Source organism: Dysgonomonas termitidis (assembly GCF_042654545.1).
In the GTDB taxonomy this organism is placed as follows: domain Bacteria; phylum Bacteroidota; class Bacteroidia; order Bacteroidales; family Dysgonomonadaceae; genus Dysgonomonas; species Dysgonomonas termitidis.
Genome location: NZ_JBHSGN010000068.1, coordinates 20,065 through 40,629, shown reverse-complemented (window position 1 = coordinate 40,629; position 20,565 = coordinate 20,065). Strand labels below are relative to the sequence as shown.

The 20,565-nt window shown below is 40.5% G+C and carries 16 protein-coding genes; 13 read left to right on the top strand and 3 right to left on the bottom strand.

Annotation, left to right across the window (positions count from 1 at the left end):
- Positions 1–19: 19 nt before the first annotated feature.
- Both ACFO6W_RS10820 and ACFO6W_RS10815 read right to left on the bottom strand, forming a co-directional pair.
- Positions 20–1,642 carry a M56 family metallopeptidase gene (locus ACFO6W_RS10820; RefSeq protein WP_379996245.1) on the bottom strand — a complete coding sequence of 541 codons (1,623 nt, stop codon included), beginning with the start codon at positions 1,640–1,642 and terminating at the stop codon, positions 20–22.
- A gap of 2 nt (positions 1,643–1,644) precedes the next feature.
- A complete protein-coding gene (locus tag ACFO6W_RS10815) occupies positions 1,645–2,025 on the bottom strand; it encodes a BlaI/MecI/CopY family transcriptional regulator (RefSeq protein WP_379996243.1) in 381 nt (126 codons plus the stop codon).
- 271 nt (positions 2,026–2,296) lie between these two features.
- Here ACFO6W_RS10815 and ACFO6W_RS10810 point away from each other — a divergent pair, with 271 nt between their 5' ends.
- From ACFO6W_RS10810 to ACFO6W_RS10750, 13 genes are all read left to right on the top strand, one after another.
- Entirely contained in the window at positions 2,297–2,818 is a 522-nt protein-coding gene (locus ACFO6W_RS10810; protein WP_379996241.1) for a shikimate kinase, read from the top strand.
- A complete protein-coding gene (locus tag ACFO6W_RS10805; protein ID WP_379996239.1) occupies positions 2,815–4,644 on the top strand; it encodes a trypsin-like serine peptidase in 1,830 nt (609 codons plus the stop codon). The genes ACFO6W_RS10810 and ACFO6W_RS10805 overlap by 4 nt, the downstream gene beginning before the upstream one ends.
- Entirely contained in the window at positions 4,638–6,005 is a 1,368-nt protein-coding gene (gene radA, locus ACFO6W_RS10800) for a DNA repair protein RadA (protein ID WP_379996236.1), read from the top strand. Before ACFO6W_RS10805 ends, radA begins: the two co-directional genes overlap by 7 nt.
- 26 nt (positions 6,006–6,031) lie before the next feature.
- Positions 6,032–6,409, top strand: coding sequence for a DUF6713 family protein (locus tag ACFO6W_RS10795; protein ID WP_379996234.1), 378 nt, complete (start codon positions 6,032–6,034; stop codon positions 6,407–6,409).
- A gap of 269 nt (positions 6,410–6,678) precedes the next feature.
- On the top strand, positions 6,679–7,311 hold the full coding sequence (locus tag ACFO6W_RS10790; RefSeq protein WP_379996232.1) for a CatA-like O-acetyltransferase: 633 nt from the start codon (positions 6,679–6,681) through the stop codon (positions 7,309–7,311).
- Between the two features lie 22 nt (positions 7,312–7,333).
- Positions 7,334–8,626 (top strand): bifunctional folylpolyglutamate synthase/dihydrofolate synthase, encoded by a 1,293-nt coding sequence (locus ACFO6W_RS10785; protein ID WP_379996229.1) that lies wholly within the window; start codon positions 7,334–7,336, stop codon positions 8,624–8,626.
- A 434-nt stretch (positions 8,627–9,060) separates the two neighbouring features.
- Positions 9,061–10,098 carry a nicotinate-nucleotide--dimethylbenzimidazole phosphoribosyltransferase gene (gene cobT / locus ACFO6W_RS10780; protein ID WP_379996227.1) on the top strand — a complete coding sequence of 346 codons (1,038 nt, stop codon included), beginning with the start codon at positions 9,061–9,063 and terminating at the stop codon, positions 10,096–10,098.
- Positions 10,099–10,219: 121 nt separating this feature from the next.
- Positions 10,220–10,981, top strand: a complete 762-nt coding sequence (gene cobS, locus ACFO6W_RS10775) for an adenosylcobinamide-GDP ribazoletransferase (RefSeq protein ID WP_379996225.1) — start codon at positions 10,220–10,222, stop codon at positions 10,979–10,981.
- A gap of 40 nt (positions 10,982–11,021) precedes the next feature.
- Positions 11,022–11,540, top strand: a complete 519-nt coding sequence (gene cobC, locus ACFO6W_RS10770) for an alpha-ribazole phosphatase (RefSeq protein ID WP_379996223.1) — start codon at positions 11,022–11,024, stop codon at positions 11,538–11,540.
- A 144-nt stretch (positions 11,541–11,684) separates the two neighbouring features.
- Positions 11,685–12,584 (top strand): SPFH domain-containing protein, encoded by a 900-nt coding sequence (locus ACFO6W_RS10765; RefSeq protein ID WP_379996221.1) that lies wholly within the window; start codon positions 11,685–11,687, stop codon positions 12,582–12,584.
- Positions 12,585–12,662: 78 nt separating this feature from the next.
- Positions 12,663–12,860, top strand: a complete 198-nt coding sequence (locus tag ACFO6W_RS10760) for a type II toxin-antitoxin system antitoxin (RefSeq protein WP_379996219.1) — start codon at positions 12,663–12,665, stop codon at positions 12,858–12,860.
- A 296-nt stretch (positions 12,861–13,156) separates the two neighbouring features.
- On the top strand, positions 13,157–17,767 hold the full coding sequence (locus ACFO6W_RS10755; protein ID WP_459952438.1) for a translocation/assembly module TamB domain-containing protein: 4,611 nt from the start codon (positions 13,157–13,159) through the stop codon (positions 17,765–17,767).
- On the top strand, positions 17,764–18,936 hold the full coding sequence (locus ACFO6W_RS10750) for a THUMP-like domain-containing protein (protein ID WP_379996215.1): 1,173 nt from the start codon (positions 17,764–17,766) through the stop codon (positions 18,934–18,936). Before ACFO6W_RS10755 ends, ACFO6W_RS10750 begins: the two co-directional genes overlap by 4 nt.
- 61 nt (positions 18,937–18,997) lie before the next feature.
- Here the strand turns inward: ACFO6W_RS10750 and ACFO6W_RS10745 are convergent, their stop codons facing one another.
- Positions 18,998–20,551 (bottom strand): flotillin family protein, encoded by a 1,554-nt coding sequence (locus tag ACFO6W_RS10745; protein WP_379996213.1) that lies wholly within the window; start codon positions 20,549–20,551, stop codon positions 18,998–19,000.
- Positions 20,552–20,565: the final 14 nt, after the last annotated feature.

The window sequence follows — 20,565 nt, the reverse complement described above, 5'->3', positions numbered from 1 at the left end:
CTCTCCTTTTCACATCTTCTTATTTGGTTTTGTCTTGTTTCTTTGTGGTTATCAGTATCACACCGTTTTTCGCTGCGGGACCATATATAGATACGGTCGCGTCGTCTTTAAGTACGCTGATGCTTTCTATATCGTTGGGCTTCACATCCTGAATGCTCTTTACTTTCTTTCCATCAATGAAATAGATAGGTGTATTGTCACCTGATGAAAGGTCCAGTCCCCTTATATAAACAGGGTTTTGACTTCGGTTTATACTATCCTTCTTGACTGATTTATGTAATCTTCCTATAACGGCAGGTGCAGGGTTATTATCCCAGGTGATACTATCCTTTTTGATTGATTTTGCCGATACTATCTTTATATCCTGTATCGTCTTTGCTTCCTGTTCCGGATGTTTCTTCACATATTCCTTTGTTTTGATATGGATAACTCCTTGTTTTGTGTCTTCTCCATACATCTCTGCCGCGAGAGCATCTTTAAGTACCGAAACAGACTCTACATCAGCAGGATTAATGCTTTTTATCTTTGCTTTATCCGATTTTTTGCCATCAATAAAAATTACGGGATCTGCGTCTCCTCCGGTCATGGTATATACCCCTCTGACCTCTATTTTTGTATTGCCTTTATCCGTGCTGATAGAGTCATATCTCATCTTTACAATTCCCTTCCTGGTCGTTAATGTGGCAGAGTCGGTTCGCAGGATGTTTTCTTTTTTATCCAATATACCATATCCAAGAACGAGTATGGAATCATCAGGAACAGTATTGGGCACATATGTCTGGTCGAATACATAGCGGGGCTCTGACGACGCCCACAAGAATAATCCGAAGATAGGAATGATGGCTAAAACTATAGACCTCTTCCATGGCGAACTCTTAGCTTTTTTTATCATGGATAAACGATTTAAGGGTTTGGAATAATTGAATGAATTGGAAAACGAGAATACGGGCCCCTGAAACTTCTGGTTGATTAATACAGCCTGATAAAGGGCGGGGGAAACTCCTGAGTCTATCACAGCCTTGTCTGCAAGGAACTCATGGTTTTCTTTTAATAACTTTACATATATCCAGGCCAACGGATTGAACCATTGCAACAACAGGATACATTCGCCGCAAAGGAGGTCAACCCAATGCTTTTGGCTTATATGGGTTATTTCATGTTTGAGTATAAGGTCTTTTTCTATCAGGCTCAGATTATTTGTATTGACTAATATATAGTTCAATACGGTAAAAGGAGAATTTATATCAGTGCTTTCTATCACTTTAAAACCTTTGCTACTGGATTTTACACCGCTTTTAACCAGTTTCCGGAGTTTTACATACACATACATATTCCGCCCGATCAGTACCAATGTGCCGATCAGGTACAGAACCGATAATATGATCCAGATATTGATGTCCGGGGAAGGTGTCGCAGGCACAGTTTCTAAGGTCGTTTCTATACTTTGCACAACAGAGACGGGAATAACCACCTCATAGGTATATTTAATTGCCGGAATAATCAGCGATGCCACAAAGCCGGATAACAGAAACAGCCTGTTGAAACGGAAGAATGTAGCCGGCCGCAGAAAAAGAGAGTATATAATAAGGAATATACCGAGGCATATGCCGGTTTTTGCTATATAAATGATAAATGCTTCCATGACTACCTGGTTTTATCAGTTTCCTCTTCGAGTGCTTTGCGTGTTTCATCCAGTATTTCATCCATTTGTTCGATGGAGAGGTTGGTTTCTTTGGCAAAAAATGAAACCATAGATGAGAAGGAGCCGTTAAAATAGTCCTTTACAAATCCGAATAATTGTTTCTTGGAATAATTCTCTTTCGATACCAAAGCCCTATATATGTTCACACGTCCTTCACTGCGGTGCGATACAAAATCTTTACCCTCCAGAATAGTCAGCACTGTGGCTATTGTTGTCCTTGCCGGTTTATTTCCGGTAAATCCTTTCAGTATATCCTGCACTGTGCCTTCTTCCATTGTCCACAGTATCTGCATTATTTGTTCTTCAGCTTTAGTCAGTTGCATATTGTTTTTTGTTGTTATTGGACAAATGTATGTCTATTTTTTTAGACACGCAAGGCTTTTGGACTATTTTTTTAGACATAAATGTTTCTTTACTTCGAATAGAAGTTAATAATCAAATTATTAACTGTTTTTTACTGTTCTGGAGTATTGAAGTAAAGGATTTCAGTAAAGGATATTTATAGTCGTTAAAACATAATAATATTAAGAACTGTCATCTTCGTTAACTATTTTATTTCTATTTTTGTATGATTAGATATATCGGATAGTATAAATGAAGAGAATATTCCTTGTTGGGTATATGGGTGCCGGGAAAACCACTGCCGGAAAAGAACTAGCTAAAGTTCTGGAACTTGAATTTATAGATTTAGACCACTTTATACAAGCGCGGTATCAGAAAACTGTGAGCCAGTTGTTTCAGGATATTGGCGAAAGAGAATTCCGCAAGATAGAGAGCAGTGTACTGAAAGAAGTTGGCGAATTTGAAAATGTAGTTATTTCTACAGGAGGCGGTACTCCATGTTTCTTTGATAATATGGAGTATATGAATAAGGCCGGAACTACGGTATATCTGAATGCTGCGCCTGAGGCACTCGCTGTACGGTTAAACACATGTAAGGAAAAACGCCCTCTTATAAAGGATAAGAATGAAGAGGAACTTCTCGACTTTATAGTGCAAAGCCTAGAAAAAAGGAATCCGTATTACACTCAGGCTCAAATTATATTCGAAACGGAAGAACTTGTAAATCGTGAAGATGTTAATAAATATGTTCAGCTACTAATTAATAAATTATGAAATCCAATCTATCGAGGAAGTTTTTAACAGGCGTGATAATACTTGCGTCAGTTGTTTCTGTTGTTGCTCAGGATAAGCAATACACACTGAATGAAGATAAATCGCAGGTTTCATTGATTGTAGATTCGAAGCAGACCAAATATACAGTTGCCGATATCCAATACAATAAACGGGGAACAGCCCTGTTGGAAGCAAAATTGTACACACTCGGCATCAATATGGACACTATAGGCTCCTGGTCGGGCCTGTCTGACAAAGATAAGATATGGAAGTTAAACATAAGTGTGCCTCAGGCCAAAGGGTTTTTTGTCCGTTTCGATGACCTTTATTTACCCGAAGGAGCAAAGTTATATGTCTACAATAAGAACAATACGACAGATGCAGTAGTATATAATCATGGAGATAATCCTGATGGTGGCGCATACTCGATAGAAAACCTGAAGGGAGACAATGTCGTATTGGAATATGTTGCACCGGGAAGAGTAGTGGAAACACCCCGTATACTTTTATCCGATGTAGGATATAAATATACAAATGGCAATGGAGAACATGCCGATTTTGGTGAATCCGCGTCTTGTATGATTAATGTTAATTGCCCTGATGCTGAGAATTGGCAATACCAAAAGAAAGGCGTGGTCTTGTTAAGGATGGTTAAAAGCAGTAATACCTATTTATGCTCGGGAACACTTATTAATAATACCAACAATGATAAAACGCCGTATTTGCTTACAGCAGACCATTGTTTTGAAAATATGACTGTAGCCCAAATCCAGAGTAACACATCATTCATTTTTGAATATGAATATCCTACCTGTGAGATGGGAACAGACGCGCAGCCTCCAAAATATAAGTATCACAAGGGTTCGGAAGTAATGGTACTTAATCCGATAAGCGGAGGAAGCGACGGAGCATTGCTCAGGCTTACGGGAAATATACCCGACGATTGGGATGTATATTTCAATGGCTGGGACAGAGAAAATAAAGCGAGTAGTAGCGGTGCCATAATTCACCATCCGGAGGGAGATGTGAAGAAAATATCATTTTATGAAAAGGAATTGGCCACGGGTACATGGAATGGCTCAGCAACAAATGCGCATTGGGTGGTTACTTATGCAAAAGGGGCAACCCAGCGTGGTTCGTCGGGCAGTCCTGTTTTTAATTCGTCGGGGTTGATAATAGGCACGCTGACAGGAGGTGAAAACATCTCTTGTGATTTATCAAAGCCTGACCTTTATGGAAAGATGTGGTATCATTGGGATCAATATGCAGATGTAAACAAGCATATGAGTAAGTATTTAGACCCCACAAATAAAGGAGTAACCAAGCTTGCCGGACTGAACAACAATGATGGTATAGAAAAAAATATTGTATTGGATAATAATGATCTCTCTATGATTCTGAATGCAACGACTGAAGTAACAATTCTTGATGGAAATGGTGATTATACTGTTTCATCGTCTAACAGTAATATCGTGTCGGCAGAATTAAATAGTAATAAGGTTATAATTAAGGCTCTAAATTTTGGTTCTGCAACAGTTAATGTTACGGATAAGAAAAATAAGACAGCCAGAATAACAGTTTCAGTGGTAAGTACAGTGAAATACGCTATAACCGGGACAAAAACCCTTACAGTAACCCTTAATAAAGAGGACGATTCTATTAATCGGGTACGGATAATCAATCTGAACGGCGATACGGTCATTGATAAAAAAGGCCTTGATGCAAAAGAGGAGCCAATAGATATAAGTATTTTGCCAAGGGACACATATATCATACAAACTATAACCAAAAACGGGACAAAGAAAGCAGAGAAAATAACATGGTAAAGATAAAATCGGTATATGTTTGCAGCAATTGCGGCAATGATTCACCCAAATGGCTGGGTAAATGCCCTGTTTGCGGCGAATGGAATACTTATGTGGAAGAAATAATAAGTAAGGAGAAGTCTCCGGCAAAAAGCGGCTTACATATATTCGATACCACTAAGGCTAAGCCTTTACTTCTGAAAGATGTACAGACAGGTGAAGAACCACGTATAGACTTGCGCGACGGGGAACTCAACCGTGTACTCGGGGGAGGGCTTGTTCCCGGCTCGCTGGTATTGATAGGAGGGGAGCCCGGTATCGGAAAATCGACTTTAATATTGCAGACCGTATTAGGCCTGAACGAAATAAAAACGTTATACATCTCAGGTGAAGAAAGCGCTCGTCAGTTAAAACTTAGGGCCGACCGCATCAATTCCAATAGCGAGAATTGCTTTATTGTCTGCGAAACCAATCTGGAACAGATATTCGTACATATACAGAATCTGAATCCCGATTTCGTTATTATCGATTCCATTCAGACTGTTTTTACTGACTCAGTGGAATCATCGCCGGGTAGCGTATCGCAGGTACGCGAATGTTCCGCCGCGATACTTAAGTTTGCAAAAGAAACAAATACACCTGTGGTACTGATAGGGCATATCAATAAAGAAGGCAGTATAGCCGGACCAAAGGTATTGGAACATATCGTTGATACTGTACTCCAGTTCGAAGGTGACCAACACTATATGTACCGTATCCTGCGCAGTATTAAAAACCGTTTTGGCAGCACTGCCGAACTGGGTATTTATGAGATGCGTCAAAATGGATTGCGTGAAGTAAGTAATCCGTCAGAGCTATTGCTTACACAAAATCATGAAGGACTGAGTGGTGTATCCATTTCCGCGTCTATCGAAGGCATACGTCCGTTTCTGATAGAAACACAGGCACTGGTCAGCACGGCTGCATACGGTACGCCGCAACGCTCGGCTACCGGATTTGATCTCCGCCGGATGAACATGCTTCTTGCCGTGCTGGAAAAACGGGCGGGTTTCAAACTTATCCAGAAAGATGTTTTCCTGAATATTGCGGGCGGGCTGAAAGTGAATGATCCCGGCATGGACTTGTCTGTTATCAGCGCCGTATTATCATCCAGCCTGGATATTTCCATCGAGAAACATGTGTGTATGACGGGTGAAGTTGGTCTGTCCGGAGAAATCCGTCCGGTTAACCGTATAGAACAACGCATACTGGAAGCTGAAAAACTTGGCTTTTCGAAAATTCTTGTACCACAAAATAATCTGAAAGGATTTACATCGAGAGTCAATATCGAAATCATTCAGGTGAGAAAGGTCGAAGAGGCTTTCAGGCAGCTTTTCGGATAAAAGGTTTTAAATATAAATCAAATACGATGAAAGATATAATCATAATAGTTTCGGTACTGAATGTTATATTTTTCATTATGCACGAATTTGACGCTTTCTATCATAGGGAATGGATAATGTTTAAATTCCTCCGCCATTTGAAAGAAAATACGCAATTTTTGATTTTCTTATATCTTCATATTCCCTTATTATTGCTTATAGTTTATTATTTATGGAGTGTATACAATCTTGATAATATAATATTATGGATAGTCTGGAATATTCTGATGATTGCGCATCTTGTAATTCACCTGTTTGCCTTACGATGGAAAACGACTGTATTTAATTCGGTTCACTCCTTTATACTTATAGGAGCCGCAGCATCAACTGGACTCGTAAATTTATTGTTGGTAAATTATTATTAAAAGGGATACTGACTATTTCTTTTGCAATAATAAGTTTGCTTGGAGGATTTCTTATTATGTCTTTTCCCATAATACTGCAATTAATTAAGAAAAAAATGAATAATTCCCCTAAATAGTTAATATCTTTACAATCTAAAGACTGATTTTTATTAATACTTAAGTGCATTATTTTTTATAATGGATATACAGATAATAGCATTCGATGCAGATGATACATCTATCATGTTGTCTTATAAACTGATGTACCTTCCTACTATGCAGAATGCCGGATGAAAAAAAGAATCGATTTAAATACATGGAACCGGAAAGAGCATTACAATTTTTTCAGGTCGTTCGACGATCCCTTTTTCGGTATGACGGTCGATGTTGATTTTACTCCTGTTTATAATTATAGTAAAGATAGTAAGTCTTCGTTTTTCCTTCATTCGTTACACCGGATTATGCGGGCTGCCAATGCGGTAGAAGCGTTCCGTTACAGGATCGAGGGTGAAGAACTGGTCTGCTACGATACCATTCATCCCGAATCGACGGTAGGCCGTGATGACGGTACATTCAGTTTTTCTTTTTTCGAATATTTTCCCGATATAGAAGAATTTACGAACAATGCTTTATTGGTCATAGAGCGGGTGAAGGATACGACAGGGTTGGGACTGCAAGGCCTTCCCGGCAATAATAATGTTATTCATTATTCATCAGTTCCGTGGATACGGTTTACCGATATGAAGCATGCCGTTTCGTTCGGTAATAACGGGGCCATCCCTAAAATATCGACGGGAAAACTCTTTTCAAAAGAACAAAAATTGCTATTGCCTGTTTCTATAACTGTAAATCATGCTGTAATGGATGGCTTGCATGTAGCGCAATTTCTGGATAAGTTACACGAGTGTATTCATTCGCTCTAAAATATAAAAGATAATAAGGATAATGACCTATCAGGAAACCATAGAATATTTATATAACCAATTGCCAGTATATCAGAAGACAGGAGGAAGTGCCTATAAAGAAGGATTGGACAACAGCCTTGCCCTCGATACTTACTTCGCTCATCCCCACACTAAATATAAAACAATCCATATAGCCGGAACAAACGGCAAGGGCTCGACCTCACATTTGCTTGCAGCCATATTACAGGAAGCAGGGTACAAAGTCGGATTATATACTTCTCCGCATCTGATAGACTTTCGGGAGCGTATACGTGTCAACGGGGAAAAAATATCACAGCAGTATGTTGTGGATTTTGTAGAAAAGCACCGGGAATATTTCGAACCGGTAGAGCCTTCGTTTTTTGAACTGACAATGATGATGTCGTTCCTTTACTTTGCAGATATGCATGTGGATGTAGCTATCATTGAAGTAGGACTGGGCGGGCGGCTGGATAGTACCAATATTATCACACCGGACCTGAGTGTTATCACAAACATCAGTTTCGACCATATGCAGTTTCTTGGCAATACATTGGAAAAGATTGCTTCCGAAAAGGCCGGTATTATAAAGAAAGATATACCTGTAATCATAGGAGAAGCGGAAGGTGAGGTAAAGACTGTATTTGCCGACACAGCGGAAAGGGTAGGAGCGCCTATTCTCTTTGCCGAAGATGAACACATAATACAATCGAGTTTGAGGACTGCAAGCGGCTGGCTTTTCGATACGAAATATTATCTGCACCTGAAAGGCGAGCTGTCAGGATATGCGCAAATAAAGAATGCGACCACAGTATTATGTGCAGTCAAGGAATTGCAGAAAATAGGATATACTATTCCGTCCAAGGCTGTCTACAACGGTTTTGCTTATGTAACCAAACTGACAGGATTGATGGGGCGTTGGCAGATATTACAGGAGTCGCACCCTAAAATAGTATGCGATACAGGCCATAATGCCGCGGGGATAAAATATATAGCCGGGCAACTGGTAAATGAGAAATATGATACATTGCATATTGTGCTGGGAATGGTAAATGATAAGGATATTGCCTCTGTCCTCGAAATATTGCCCCGCAAAGCCATTTATTATTTTACCAAAGCATCTGTTCCCCGCGCCATGAATGAACGGGAACTGCAAATGCAGGCCCAGAAGAAAGGTTTGATGGGATATTCATATCCGACGGTGGCGGAAGCTGTTCGGGCGGCAAAAGACTGGGCGGCATCCAATGATTTCATATTCATCGGAGGTAGTAACTTTGTTGTAGCTGATGCTCTGAATACTTTCGGGTATAAATAGGATCGTTGCGGGTGATTCCGTAGGAGCAAAAAATTGCCCTAATTAATGGGTGAATGATTTTTCGCCCCTATAGACCCGAAAACTGTTACTTTTTTAATGTCATTTTATCTATACGGTACAGATAACAAGCGTGTTGTCGATAGAAAAGTAACAGTGTGAAAAATTTCGAAAGGTTGTTACCTTTGTTACTTTTTAACAGTTACAAGTTACTTCGCCCTACGGGCAGTTACGAGTTACAAGTAGACAAGACACGAGATACGAGCTGTTAACTGATGACTGTTCACTGATAACTGTAAAGGTTGTTACCTTTGTTACTTTTTAACAAAATATATACTGGCTATGAATGGTATAAAACTTTCGGATTGCAAATCCGGGAGGACAAAAGAGACTAATATAATCTGTCTGTATTCGCTGGCAGCATAAACTAAAATATAATGCAACAATTCAACATCGAAAAACCAAACGACGAAGTCCGTTCTTATTTACAGGAAAAAATTGATAATCTTACCAAACCGAAAGGTTCATTAGGCGTACTGGAAGACCTTGCCATGCAAATCGGCTGGGTGCAACAATCCCTCAGTCCTAAACTGACGAATCCCTGCCATATCGTATTTGCAGGCGATCACGGTATCGCGACCGAAGGTGTAAGCCCCTCTCCGCAGGAAGTAACATACCAGATGATACTTAATTTCTGGGCAGGAGGTGCAGGCATCAATTTTCTGTCCCGTCAGCATGGTTTCAAGCTTAAAGTAGTGGATTCCGGTGTTAATTTCGATTTCAAAGATGATGATCCTATCATAAATAAGAAGATCCGTAAAAGTACACGTAATTACCTCCACGAAGCAGCCATGACGCATGAAGAAATGGAACTGGCTATACAGCGCGGGGCAGAGTGTGCACAGGATTGCTATAATGAGGGGTGTAATGTTATAGGATTCGGTGAAATGGGGATAACCAATACTTCGTCTTCTTCCCTCTGGATGACCTATCTTACGGGTATCCCGTTAGATCAGTGCATTGGCGCCGGATGTGACCATACAGGTAAAATCATCAGTCACAAATACAATGTGCTGAAACAATCTATGGAAAATTACAAAGGAGATGCCTCTGCCGAGGATATTATGCGCTACTTTGGCGGTTATGAGATGGTGATGACTGTGGGTGCTATGCTCAAAGCTGCCGAACTGAAAATGATGATTCTGGTCGATGGTTTCATTATGACGAATTGCATGCTTGTAGCATCTAAGTTAAACGAAAATGTATTGCATTATGCTATTTTCGGGCATCAGGGTGATGAAGCAGGTCATAAACTTGTACTGGATTATCTGAAGGCAAAACCTATACTGAATCTTGGTCTCAGGTTGGGAGAGGGCACAGGTGCGTTATGTGCCTATCCTATTGTCGCTTCTGCCCTGCATATGATAAACGAGATGCATTCGTTTAAGGAGATAAAAGTGACAAAGTATTTTTAAATAGTTACAAGTTACTTCGCCCTGTAGGCAGTTACGAGTTACAAGTTTGCTAACACATCAAAAACAGGTTGGCGAATTATTGACTCGTAACATGTAACTTGTAACTCGTAACTGTTTTATAATGAAAAATATAGCTGCCGCCCTCGTTTTCTTTACCCGCTTACCGTTCTGGCGGTTGAGGGCCTTTAATGTACCTGCCCCGTATTATAAGCAGGTAATCAATTACTGGCCCGTTGCCGGATGGCTCACGGCAGCGGTGATGGCAGGGGTGCTTTGGGGCGCTGCACAAATTTTGCCTTATTCCATTGCTGTTATTCTGGCAATACTAAGCCGTTTGCTCGTTACCGGCGCATTGCACGAAGATGGTCTGGCCGATTTCTTCGATGGATTTGGGGGAGGGAATACACGCGAGCGGACGCTGGAGATAATGAAGGATTCGCACATAGGTACATATGGGGTTGTCAGCCTGATATTTTATTTTTCATTATTTTATTTGCTTCTGAGCAATCTTAGTCTCGAAATGGCTTGCCTTGTGATATTATCGGCAGATCCGTTATGTAAATTCATAGCATCACTCATAACTCTGTTCCTGCCATATGCCCGGAATGAGGAAACCAGCAAATCGAAGGTGGTTTATAACAAAATGTCAGCCAAAATGGGTATTATCTCCATTATATTTGGATTCCTTCCTTTTATTTTATTATTAAAAATTGACTTTTTGCCGGCTATAATATTTCCTATCTTTGTTTTCGCAGGATTAATTCTTCTGATGAAAAAGAAAATCGGGGGCTATACAGGTGATTGTTGCGGAGCTACATTCCTGATGTGTGAATTGTCTTTTTATCTGGGAATAGTGATAATATTGAATTGTTTAGCTGTTTAATAGGCTAATATTCAAATTGGCTAATTTACTAATTGATTTCATGAAAATATATATTGTACGACATACAGCAGTTGGCGTAAACGATGTTTGCTACGGACAAACTGATGTGCCATTAAAAGAAACCTTTGAAAGTGAGGCTGAAATAGTAAAGCAAAACCTGAAAGATATAGCTTTCGATGCTGTATTTTCCAGTCCGTTGAGCCGGGCAAAAAAACTTGCCGAGTATTGCGGATATGAAAATATACGTCTCAAGGACAGATTGAAAGAACTGAATTTCGGCGAATGGGAAATGCAGGAGTGGAACAAAATAGATATGACGGAATGGGAAAAAGACTGGATAAATACCCCTGCGCCCAACGGAGAATCCTTTGCACAAATGTATAAGCGTATAGCATCTTTTCTCGATGAGCTAAAAGGACAGGATCACTCTACTGTGGCAGTCTTTGCTCATGGCGGGGTAATAAACTGTTTTAAAGTGTATTTCGGTAAAACAGATTTGGCCGGGGCGTTCGATGATTTGTCGGAGTACGGGCAGATATCAGAATTCGAACTTATCTGAATAAAACATAATATTGTCCAGGTGTAGTTTCATAGTGTATATACTATGAAACCTATTTATATAAAATATATCCTGTTTCATTTGTATATAATAAAATTATTTATATCTTTATGATATCATTTTAATATCAAAAAAATAAATAATATGGAAACACAGGAGAAGAAGTTTGAAGGAGCTAAAATCTCAGGATTTGCAGCTATTGTAATTGGATTGATTTTGGTTGGTGCAAGTATTTTTGCTATAACAACAGAAACGATCGCAGGGGTGGCAGGAGGAATAGTCGGTTGTGTGTTGCTGATTCCTGCAATATTCTACGGGCTTATTATGATAGAACCGAACGAAACCCGTGTAATGATATTCTTTGGAAAATATAGAGGAACATTTACCGAAAATGGTTTTTTCTGGGTAAATCCTTTCTATTCTACACGCCGGATTCCTATTCGTGCACGAAATCTCGATATAGAGCCTGTAAAGGTAAATGACAAAGTGGGTAATCCTATAATGATTGGCGCAGTGTTGGTTTGGAAAGTAAAAGATACATATAAAGCATCTTTCGACATTGATGCAGCCGGAAGCAGTGTAATGACTGCAGCCGCCAACTTTGTGAAAATACAGAGTGATGCCGCTTTGCGTCAGGTAGCCGGTATGTATGCATATGATAATAACAATCATGAAGCGGATGCGATAACTCTTCGTTCCGACGGTGACGAGGTGAGTCAGAAGCTGGAAGATGAACTGAATAGCCGCTTGGCAATTGCTGGTATCGAAGTCATAGAAGCTCGCATCAATTACCTCGCATATGCAGCTGAAATAGCAAGCGTGATGCTCCGCCGGCAGCAGGCTGATGCGATTATCGCTGCCCGTGAGAAGATAGTGGAAGGCGCGGTAAGCATGGTGCAGTTGGCTTTGGATAAACTGCAAAAAGACCAGATAGTGGAACTTGACGAGGAGCGTAAAGCTGCCATGGTGAGTAATCTGCTTGTGGTACTTTGTGCTGATGAGGCGGCTCAACCGATTGTAAATGCGGGAACACTGCACCATTAATTCTATTTCAGATTTCAAGATTTCAATATTGAAAGAAATATCATTTTGAAATTTTGAAATCTTTAAATTAATATTATTGTGGCTAAAAAAGAAAAAGAATCTACTGTAAAAAGCTTCGTCCTGCGTATCGACCCCGAAATGATGGATGCAATTGAGAAATGGGCTGCTGATGAATTTCGCAGTACCAACGGGCAGATACAGTATATTCTCGATCAGGCGCTTCGTAAAGCGGGACGGATAAGGAAAGAGAAGGAACCCCGTACGGATAATGAATAACAGCTACTGACAGACAGACGGTTTACAGGCAGCTTTTCTTTTGTTGAAAAGGAATTTTCCATAAATAATCTTAACTTCATTCCTTTTGTTTAAGATAGCCGTATCGGGATAAGGAAAAATCTCATTTTTTTAATACTTTTGCATTATAAAAGGCTGTTTAAATTTTATAGCACATCTTTTTTATAGGTATTCCGAAAGGGAAAGGAGGAAATACGGTAAAAAGAGCATGAAAAAGCTGTTAAGGATTATATGTCAGGGGGTATAATAACTTTTTTGCTGAAATTTAAACCGTTCCTTTGCAGAAGAAAGTATTAATAATATGTCTTCGAGCGGTACTTACATTAGTTATTATACTTACCAAAGTAATAAATAGGTCTGCGGCCTTAAAGGAAAGAGTTATAAAACGGTTTAAGCAAATATTTCTCACTATTCTTGGGATAATTTTCGGTTTGGTTATCCTTTTGTTTGGCTTATTGAACACATCCGCTGTTCAGGAATATGCCAAAGACCTTATTGTGAAGGAACTGAAAGCTAAATTAGGCACAGAACTCGGCATAGGCCGTCTTCATTTCCAGCCGTTCAACACTATTGCTATCGACAGCCTGTATCTTTACGACCAGTCTAACGAAAGAGTCCTTATGGCTGATAAGGTTTCGGCAGGAGTCGATATACTTGCCCTCATAAACGGCAAGATAGTTATAACTTCCGCATGGCTTACCGATTTTGAAGTTCACTTATCAAAAGATAGTACAGACGCCCCTCTGAATATACAATATGTGATCGATGCTTTCAAATCGAAAAACGATAAACCGAAAGCTAAGCTGGATATTAAGCTGAATGCGATCAATCTGTCCAACGGCCGCTTTTCATATGATGTGAAAGACCGCCCTTTTAAGGAAGGGCAGTTTGATGCGAATCATATACAAGTATCCGCCATGGATGCAAAGTTTACTGTAAAGTCTGTACAGGAAGACTCTCTTAATATTCAGGTAAAAAAAATCAGTCTGAAGGAAAAAAGCGGACTGGAAATATCAAATCTTGTATTCAGGGTAATCAGTCAGGGCAAAAAAATATCGGTCAGGGGATTTGAGTTGAATCTGCCCTCTTCCTATCTGGTATTAGACAGGTGTGAAGTAGACCTGACTCCAACTGGTGATACAACTAAAATACTTGATTATGCTGTCCTCGATTGCCGCGTAGCGCCTTCGTACATAGCCCCCAAAGATATAGCCGCATTTGCTCCCATATTGCAGAATTTTAAGGATCTGGTTAATATACGTGCACATATCTCAGGTTCGTTGAATAATCTGACCCTTTCGGAATTATCTGTGAATTATGGGGAAAAGATGCATTTGATTGCTAATGCAGAAGTTAAAGATATCCGGGATTCTGAAAAGACGTATCTTTTGGGTAATGTAGATGAACTGACTATCGGGATTAACGAAGTGGAAAGTATTCTTAATAACTTCTCGAAAAACAAGACCCAATTGCCGCCGCAATTAAAAAAGTTAGGTACACTGTCGTTTATCGGTGATATTTCAGGTTATTTAAAGCAACTTACAGCCTTTGGCAGTCTGGATACAGATTTAGGTATTGTCAAAACGGATATGCTTTTCGGTTTGAATCCGAGAAAAGGGATAAGTTCCTTTGTACAAGGGAAAGTCTATACTTCTGACTTCGAACTGGGAAAACTTCTCGATAACAAAGACTTGAACAAGATATCATTGAATCTGGCCGTTGATTTGGAGAAGCCCGTATATGGCAAAATCAGGGGTACAGCAGACGGAGATATACATAATTTCGATTTCAAGGGATACACATATAAGGAAATATCGCTGGACGCTGCTTATGATGGCCTACGGGTAGATGGGCGACTGAATGTAAATGATGAGAACGGTATATTGAATGTTAACGGGTTGTTCGACCTGACAGATAAGGAAAATCCGGAATTGAATTTCAAAGCTAAGGTGAAGAATGTTCAGCTGGCTAATCTGCATTTAGCCGAAAAGATGCAGCATTCTTATCTTTCATTTGTCATAGATGCAGATTTTATAGGCCGCCATATCGATAATGCTGAGGGATATGTCAGGATAGATTCCATAGACTTTATCAGGGAAGATAAACTCTTCCAGATGGATAGCCTTGTCGCGAGGGTTGCCGGATTCCCTGACAACCGCAGGCTGAGTATAAGGTCTGATTTACTGAAAGGGGATATCAACGGTGTATATTCCATGTCATCGATGATAAATAGTGTGAAGCAGACATTGGGCATGTATTTGCCGGCCCTGATACAACCTGACAATAAAAAAAGGCCGGAAGAGAAACCGAATATACTTAATTTCGAGTTGCAGATCAACAACAGTGAATCGCTGAGCAGTATACTCAATTTGCCTGTTACAGTATTGAGCACTTCCAAAATAATAGGGTCTTATAACAATATAAACGACAGGTTTAATCTCGAAATATTTGCACCCTCGGTAAAAGTGGCAGGGATGAATATACAGTCGGGATATGTTGCAATACGCAATCCTCACGATACGATAGATGCTAAAATAAACGCATTGGTTGCAGGCAAGAAAAATACAATCAATGATGTTGCTATTAATTCTAAGATTAAAGATAATCTAATCAATACAAATATATCACTGATAAATACAGGTGCGCAGAAAGCCCGGGGGAATTTTTCGATAAGTACACTTCTTACTAAAAATGAAGCGGAGCCTTTCAGGGTGGACATAAATACATTACCCGGTGAACTGTTGCTGAATAATGCCGGTTGGAAGATGGACCAGTCTCATATAACCATACAGGATGGTTTGGTGTCCGTCGATAATTTCCGTATATATAACGAAGACGGTAGTCAGGAGGTAAAAGTAAACGGAAAATATACCCAAAAGGATTCCAATGATATATTAAAGGCTGAACTCAAAAATATTAATCTCGAATATGTTTTCCAGACTTTGGCTATAGACGCCCTCCAGTTTGGCGGAGCAGCCACAGGCAGCCTGTTCGTATCGAGTATAGAGAAGAAGCCGTATGCAAATACACGCCTCGAAGTGACCGACTTTAAATTTAACGGAACGGAATTAGGTAAATTGAATATATTCAGTGAACTGGATGATGAGACCAATCAGGTTATGCTCGACGGGCAGATCGTCAGCAAGGAAAATAAGCAGACGAAAGTAGATGGAATGTTAGATCCTGTAAATCAGAGATTATCGTTAAATTTCGATGCTGATAGTATCAATATAGGCTTTCTGAACAAATATGCCGAAACTATCTTTGACAATATAACGGGACGAGGCACAGGAAAAGTACATCTATATGGAGACTTTTCGAATGTAACAGTAGAAGGGAAGGCGTTTATCAACGACGGAAGCATGGGAATCCGCTTCCTGAATACCCGCTATTCATTTTCAGATACCATTTACCTGAAAAAAGACCTTATCTACTTTAATGATTTGATACTGACCGATCAGTTTAATAACAGGGCACATGCAAGTGGCAAGGTTGCTCATGATTTTTTCAGCAAATTTATGTATCTGGTCGAGCTGAAAGCTGATAATTTCCTTGTTTACAACGCTTCTCATTCGGTGAATCCATTGTTTTACGGAAAAGTATTCGGTAGTGGAAACGGGACTATAGGCGGTGACGAAAGTGCTGTGGATGTAAATATCAGGATGCGTACGGAAGCCAATACACTTGTACGCATGAACTTTATGGAAGATGTAGTCAATGAATATTCTTTCATAACCTATAAGAATAAACAGGAAGAAGATACGGTAAAACAGGTGAAATCATCGATGCTGGCTCCCCGCAATGATGGGGGAATGGATATTAATATGAATTTTTATGTAGACGTTACTCCCGATGCTACATTAGAACTGCTGATGGACCCTGTGGGCGGTGATATCCTGAGAGGAACCGGTAGTGGGGCCATGCGTTTCGAATGGAATCTGAAATCCTCGCCACGCCTCTATGGCACATATAATATCAACAGGGGAAGTTATAACTTTACTTTCCAGCGATTGATGGAGAGACGGTTCGATATACAGGATGGAAGTAATGTGCAATTCAGGGGTGATCCGTTCGATGCAACCCTGAGTGTGGATGCTATATACAAAGTAAATGCGAGTCTCAACGATTTGGATGATGATTTGGCTAGTAAGGTGGGGCAAACTACTATTCCGGTCAATTGTGTACTCAGCCTGACCGGTCCGCTCAAGCATCCCAATGTAGATCTGGATATAGCATTACCATCGACTGATGCGGAGGTAGAGCGGCAGGTGAAGAACCTGTTGAATACTCAGGACGAGATAAATAAACAGGTTGCATACCTGCTGATATTATCCAAGTTCAAGGCGCCTGGTTACGCGACGCCAGGTGCGCAAACATCAGATTTTGCCGCAGTGGCCTCCGCCACCTTATCCAATCAGTTGACAAAAATAGTAAGCAATATAGATGACAGGTGGCAACTGGGCACAAACATACGGTATAGTGATGCCGAATTAATGTATACGGAGGCTGAATTGTTATTGTCGAGCCAGCTATTAAACGACAGGCTTCTGATAAATGGAAACTTCGGTTACCGAAACGACATCAATTTGAAAAATGAAGCCATGATAACCGACATAGATATAGAATATCTGATTAATAACGCGGGTACATGGCGTATAAAGGCCTATAATCATTATAATGAGAAGTATTATATTCTGGGACAGGAACGTTCTACCCAGACACAGGGTGTCGGCATCATTTATAAGAAAGATTTTGACGGGTTGCGCGACTTGTTCAACTATCCGTGGATAAGACACAAAAAAGATACGGTGCCGCCCCCTCCGGTTGTACCTGATTCTACACAGAAGGGCAGTACACTGAGTCCTTTCATCAGAATGAAGAAAAAATGAACCTTAGCGACAGATTAAAGGCCTTTATACTTGCTCATGAGGCAGACGATGTGCATTCGCTCGCTTTACAGGTAAAGCAATATCCCGGTATAGATATACAAATGGCTATTCGTCAGATTACGGGACGCAGGATAGCTAAGGAGAAAATCCCTTCGTGGTATGCCAATGACAACATAGTTTATCCCAAGCATTTGTCGATGGAACAATGTTCGTCGGAACAGACAGCCTTATTTAAGGCTTTGCTGTGTGGTGGTGAATCCATGGCCGATCTTACTGGTGGCCTGGGGGTAGATTGTTCTTTTCTCGCTCATGGTTTCGCTCATGCTGTTTATGTAGAGCAACAACCCGAACTGGCCGGAATAGCTGCTCATAACTTTAAAATACTGGAACAGGATATAAAGGTGGTAAATGAAGATGCAGTAAGCTACTTGTCTTCTATGCCTCCTGTCAACCTGATTTATATAGATCCTGCACGCAGAGATAATACAGGCCGTAAAACAGTGCTGATAGAAGATTGTACCCCGAATATTCTCGATATAGAATCATTGCTGGAAGAAAAATCGGAGCAGGTAATGATAAAACTGTCGCCGATGTTGGATATTACTCTTGCCGTAAAATCGGTGAAATCCGTGTCGGATGTATATATCATCAGTGTGAATAATGAATGCAAAGAGTTGCTCTTTATCAAAAAAGGAAATACGGGTAAAATACTCTACCATTGCGTGAATATACAAAACAGGAGTACAGATACTTATACTTTCTATAAAGAAGATGAAGATACTATCTCTTTGGATTATACATCTAAAACAGCAAAGTATCTGTACGAACCCAATGCGTCGATATTGAAAGCCGGTGCATATAAAAGCATAGCGAGAGCTTATTCTCTGGATAAGCTGCATCCCAGCAGCCACCTGTATATGTCGGATGTATTGTCGGGGGATTTTCCGGGACGAAAGTTTGTTGTGGATAATATCTGCTCTCTGAATAAGAAAGATATGAAGGAATACCTGTCGGATATTAAGCAGGCAAATATTACTACCCGAAATTTCCCTTTGTCTGTCCAGGAAATAAGAAAAAAAACAGGGCTGAAGGATGGGGGAGATATATACATATTTGCCACCACATTAGCCGATGACAGGAAGGTCTTATTGATTTGCCATAAAGCCTGAATATAAAAAAAAGCCTCGCACGATATTTCATGCAAGGCTTTTCTTCAATTATTTACTGATATTATTTCTTCTTTTTTTCATCTTCAGCAGGTGTAGGAGCCAGTGGAATTATTACCTCTTTATCCTTTTCCGCCTGTCCTTTCAAATAAGACGGAAGATTCATTCCTGCCATTCCGAACAAGTCGTTTAACGGAGGTACGGATTTCATCAGGCCCGATATAAAGTTGGCAGTAGATGTCCTGCCATCGTCACCCGCACCGTTTCCTGTGTCCCAGACAGTAACTTTGTCAATTTTGATATTCTTAACGGCTTCAACCTGAGTTTTAACCAGTTCGGGCAGTTTCTCTATCAACAATAGCTGGTAAGCTGCCACAGGATCGCCTTTTGCAGCATTTACCACATCCCTGTATCCTTCCGCCTGTTTGGTCAGTATTTCATACAAACCGCGCGCTTCCGCATCCATTTTGGCGAAGATAGCGTCTGCATCTCCTTTAGCCTGTTCACGTACACGTTCGGCGGCAGCCTGTGCTTCAATGATAATTTTTTGCTTTTCTATTTCGGCAGGAACCACAACGTTGGCTATCTGTGTGGAACGCTCTCTTTCCGAACGAGCCAACTCGGCTTTTTGTTCAGCCATATATGCTTCTTCGAGAGCCTTGGCCTGCTGTACTTTTTCGGCAGCAACAGCCAGACGTGCAGCTTCCGCTTCTTTCTCGCGGCGTTGGGCATCCGAACCTGCAATTTCTATTTTTGCGGTATTTTCACCCTTTACAGCAATAGCATTGGCTTCGGCGGTCTTCACACGGGTATCCCTGTCTGCTTCAGCCTTACCGATAGATTCGTCTCTTGCAGCACCCGCAATGCTTACTTCTCTGTCCTTCTGAGCCACAGCGATGGATACGTCCCTGTCTCTGTGAGTTTCGGCAATTTGTACATCGCGCATTCTGTCGGCGACAGCCTTACCTGTTTCCCCGATTTTCTCCTGTTCAGCCACGCTTATTTTAGCTTCATTGATGGCTTTTGCAGCGGCTTCCTTACCTAATGCCTCTATGTAGCCAGATTCATCATTGATGTCGGTAACGTTTACATTTATCAGTTTCAGGCCAATTTTGCGAAGTTCAGTATCCACGTTTTTAGCAATGTTGTCAAGGAACTTGTCCCGGTCGGAGTTGATCTCCTCGATCATCATGGTAGCGATAACCAGACGCAATTGTCCGAACAGGATATCTTTAGCCAATTCCTGTATTTGAGAAGTAGTCAGCCCAAGAAGCCTTTCAGCGGCATTGTTCATATTTTCCTTTTCGGTGGAAATGGCAATAGTAAAGCGACACGGAACATCTACACGGATATTCTGTTTACTCAGCGCGCTGGTGAGGTTAGCTTCGATGGATATCGGTTTCAGATCCAGATAAGCAAAATCCTGGATAACAGGAATAATGAATGCACCGCCACCATGAATACATTTGGCCGATGCACCGCCTGTTTTTCCATATACTACCAGGATTTTATCGGACGGACATCGTTTGTATCTCGACACCATGGCCGAAATAAATACAAACAGGGCAATGACACCTACGACTATAATAATCGCAACATCAGGTATACCATCAATCATAATTAATAAATGTT